Below are 4,413 nucleotides of genomic sequence, written 5' to 3' on the forward strand. Positions count from 1 at the left end.
TCATGTTCCACCGTGATCTGGCAGGCCTTCATGGCCTCCAGTGCCGTGCGGTGGCTTTGGGGCGTCACGCCGGCACAGCAGGATGCGTCCACAAAAATCTCTGCCTCCGGCAGGAATGCTTTTACCACCAGTGCGTTGGAAAGAACACAGATGTCCGTGCACACGCCGATCAGCGTGATCTTTTCCACGCCGGTCTTTCCCTGTCTGCGCAGGTCCTCGTCCTGAGCCTTCAGCAGCGCCCCCAGATACCGGCTGCCGAAAGTGGGCTTGTCAATGGGATGGGCGGCATATTCCTGCAGCTGAGGGATGATCTCCCATCCCTCGCTCCCCTGAATGCAGTGGGGCACCGGCAGTTTCTTCCCCTCCTGGGTCTCCAGATAGTCCGGCCCGTGCGTATCCCGGGTAAAGAGGACCGTCTCGCCCCGATTCACTCCGTCCACCACGCGGCCTACCACATAGGGCACGATCTCACCTGCCTCCGGCGTTCCCAGGGCCCCTGAAACAAAGTCATTCTGCATATCCACCACGATCAAAACATCCATGCGGTTCCCTCCTCCTGCAATTTTTCTTCACTATACCAAATCCTTTTCCATGGTACAAGCCCTTTACAGCTCCCTGAAAAAAAAGTTGACTTTTCCAGTGTAAACAGCTAACATAGGTTTATTGTCGGCAAGCAGGCCTGCTTGCCGGAACTGTGTGAAAATGAGGAGAGAGAACATTGAAGCGTGAAAACTTCCAATCCCGTCTGGGATTTCTGCTGGTGAGCGCCGGCTGCGCCATCGGCATCGGAAACGTCTGGAAATTCCCGTATGTCACCGGTCAGAATGGCGGCGGCGTGTTTGTGCTGTTCTATCTGCTGTTCCTGGTGATTATGGGCGTGCCCGTGCTGACCATGGAGCTGGCAGTGGGCCGCGCCAGCCGCAAGAGCGCCGTTCTGGGCTATAAGGCCCTGGAGCCCAAGGGCAGCAAATGGCATATCCACGGCTGGTTCTGTGTGATTGGCTGCTGCCTTTTGATGATGTACTACACCACCGTCTCCGGCTGGATGCTGGGCTACTTTGTAAAGTTTGCCAGCGGCACCTTCAACGGGCTGGACACTGCCGGTGTGGATGCTGTCTGGACGGATATGCTGGCCAATCCCGGTGAAATGGCCATCTTCATGATCATCACCGTGCTGGCAGGCTTCGCTGTGTGCAGCTTTGGCCTGCAAAAGGGCCTGGAACGCATCAGCAAGTGGATGATGCTGGCCCTGCTGACCCTGATCATCGTGCTGGCAGTCCACAGCCTGATGCTGGACAACGCCGGCGAAGGCGTGAAGTTCTATCTGCTGCCCGACTTCCAGCGTGCCGCAGAGGTGGGCATCGGCAATGTGTTGGTGGCCGCTATGAACCAGTCCTTCTTTACCCTGAGCCTGGGTATCGCCGCCATGGAGATTTTTGGCAGCTATATGTCTGACGATCACACCCTGCCCGGTGAGGCCGTGCGGATCTGCTGCCTGGACACCTTTGTGGCCTTCATGTCCGGCATGATCATCTTCCCCGCCTGCTTCAGCTTCAACGTGGAGCCCAACCAGGGTCCCGCTCTGATTTTCATGACGCTGCCCAAGGTGTTTGTCAACATGGCCGGCGGCCGTGTGTGGGGCGCTCTTTTCTTCCTGTTCATGACGTTTGCCAGCTTCACCACCGTGCTGGCGGTGTTTGAGAACATCATGGCCAGCTGCATCGACAACTTCGGCTGGAGCCGGAAAAAGGCTACGGTCATCTGCTGCGTGTTCATTTTGATTGCCAGCATTCCCTGCGTGCTTGGTTATAATGTGTGGAGTGATCTGCACTTCATCGCCGGCAAGGATGTGCTGGATACCGAGGACTTCCTGGTGAGCAACCTGCTGCTGCCCATCGGTTCTTTGATCTATCTGCTGTTTTGCGTCAGCAAATGGGGCTGGGGCTTTGACAACTACTTGGCTGAGGCCAACAAAGGCACCGGCTTGAAGATGTCCGCCGCGTTCAAACCCTATTTCCGTTATATCCTGCCGCTGCTGATTCTGGTGATTTTGATCCACGGTCTCATCAGCACCTTCTTCCCCCAGCTTCTTGCATAACCGCTTCAAAAGAGACGGACGTTGTCCGTCTCTTTTTTGTTGGGTCTCTCCGCCGGGCACGGTCAATTTTCGGTTCCAACGTACGCCCTTCATGCAAAATTCTCATATTTTTGCTTTCCAACCTTGTAGTTCTCTCCAAATTTGCAAGTTCCTCTATCTTTTCCTGCAAAATATCTTTCCAAACCGGATTTGGTATGGTATGATGGGTGGCAAGTGATTCCCCACGGCGAAATCGGCATCCAGGAGGTCAAATCTATGATCACAGTCCACAATGAAGGCGTGTTCCTGCGCTCCGGCGTTCCCTGCGCCAGCGCCCCGGTCTCCCCGGAGGAGGGGCAGCGGGAAACCATGGCCTACCGCATTCTGCAATCTCATAATATCTCCGGTGATCCCCGCCAGCTGAAGATCCGCTTCGATGCGCTGATCTCCCACGACATCACCTACGTGGGCATCATCCAGCAGGCCCGGGCCTCCGGCATGAAGGCGTTTCCCGTTCCCTACGCCCTCACCAACTGCCACAACAGCCTCTGCGCCGTGGGCGGCACCATCAATGAGGATGACCATCAGTTCGGTCTCTCCGCCGCCAAGAAGTACGGCGGCATTTACGTACCTGCCAACCAGTCCGTCATCCACTCCTATGCCCGGGAACAGATGGCCGGCTGCGGCAAAATGATCCTGGGCTCTGACTCCCACACTCGCTACGGTGCCCTGGGCACTATGGCTGTGGGCGAGGGCGGCCCGGAACTTGCCAAGCAGCTTTTGTGCAATACCTGGGACATCCCCTATCCCAAGGTGGTGCTGGTCTACCTCACCGGCGCACCCAAGCGGGGCGTGGGCCCGCATGATGTGGCCATCGCCCTGGTGAAAGCCACCTTTGCCTCCGGATTCGTCAACAACTGCGTACTGGAATTTGCCGGTCCCGGTATTGCGTCCTTGCCCATCGACTACCGCAACGGCATCGACGTGATGACCACGGAGACCACCTGCCTCTCCTCCATCTGGGAGACGGATGAGGTGACGGAGGGCTTCTATAAGACCCACCAGCGCCCCGGTGATTACCATCCCCTCCACCCCGGTGAAAACGCCTGGTACGACAAGTACATCGAGATCGATCTCTCCACGGTGGAGCCCATGATCGCCCTGCCGTTCCACCCCTCCAACGCCTGGACCATTCACGAGTTCCTGGAAAACGCGGAGGAGATTTTGGCCCAGGTGGAACAGGATGCCCAGCATCGTTACCCCAAGGCCCATGTCAAACTCACCGACAAGATCCACGACGGCGGCGTGTGGGCCGACCAGGGTGTCATCGCCGGATGTGCCGGCGGCCTCTTTGACAACATCACCGAGGCAGCGGACATCCTCCGGGGCGGCTCCACCGGAAACGACACTTTCACTCTGGACGTGTATCCCACCAGTGTCCCCGTCAGCCTGGAGTTGACCAAGATCGGCGCCACGGCAGACCTGCTGGAAACCGGCGCCGTCATCAAGCCCAGTTTCTGCGGCCCCTGCTTCGGTGCGGGAGACGTCCCTGCCAACAACGGTCTGTCCCTGCGGCACACCACCCGCAACTTCCCCAACCGGGAGGGCTCCAAGCCCGCAGAGGGCCAGTTTGCCGGCGTTTGCCTGATGGACGCCCGGTCCATCGCCGCCACGGCCCTGAACGGCGGCAAGATCACCGCCGCCACCGACGTGGACTACACACCGGTCCATCACGAGTACCACTTTGCCAAGAGCGTCTATGACCGGCGCCTCTACTACGGCTTCGGCAAGGCCGATCCCAGCGTGGAGCTGGTAATGGGCCCCAATATCACCGACTGGCCCAAGATGCAGCCTCTGGCGGAGAACCTGCTGGTGGAACTGGCGGCAGTGCTGCGGGATGAAGTCACCACCACCGATGAGCTCATCCCCTCCGGCGAGACCTCCTCCTCCCGCTCCAATACCTCCTCCTACCGCTCCAATCCCCTGCGTCTGGCGGAGTTCACCCTCTCCCGCCGGGAGCCGGCCTATGTGGGCCGGGCCAAAGCCGCGGCGTCTCTGGAAGCGGAGCGGCTTGCAGGCAAGTCCCCCAAAACGCTCAAGGCTCTGCTGGACAAGGTCGGCGACGGCGATGCGCTGCTGAAGACCACCCAGTTCGGCTCCTGCGTCTTTGCCAACCGCCCCGGCGACGGCTCCGCCCGGGAACAGGCCGCCTCCTGCCAGAAGGTCCTTGGGGGCTTCGCCAACATTTGTTATGAGTTCGCCACCAAGCGCTACCGCTCCAACTGCATCAACTGGGGCATCCTGCCCTTTACCCTGGACGAGGGAACCCCCTTTCC

At 59.1% G+C, this 4,413-nt stretch carries 2 protein-coding genes and 1 pseudogene (1 of these 3 only partly in view); 2 read left to right on the forward strand and 1 reads right to left on the reverse strand.

From position 1 onward, the window contains the following. Positions 1-542, reverse strand: a 542-nt coding sequence (locus QZL67_RS08945; protein WP_292920196.1) for a cysteine hydrolase family protein, incomplete at its 3' end; no start/stop codon positions are given. 176 nt (positions 543-718) lie between these two features. Here QZL67_RS08945 and QZL67_RS08950 point away from each other — a divergent pair. Together QZL67_RS08950 and QZL67_RS08955 are read left to right on the forward strand one after the other, a co-directional pair. After that, a complete protein-coding gene (locus tag QZL67_RS08950; RefSeq protein WP_022290383.1) occupies positions 719-2,098 on the forward strand; it encodes a sodium-dependent transporter in 1,380 nt (459 codons plus the stop codon). 255 nt (positions 2,099-2,353) lie between these two features. Beyond that, positions 2,354-4,413 (forward strand): annotated as a pseudogene (locus QZL67_RS08955) (hydratase); it runs 221 nt beyond the window's last position.

Source organism: Oscillibacter sp. CAG:155, assembly GCA_000436875.1.
Taxonomy (GTDB): Bacteria; Bacillota; Clostridia; order Oscillospirales; family Oscillospiraceae; genus Oscillibacter.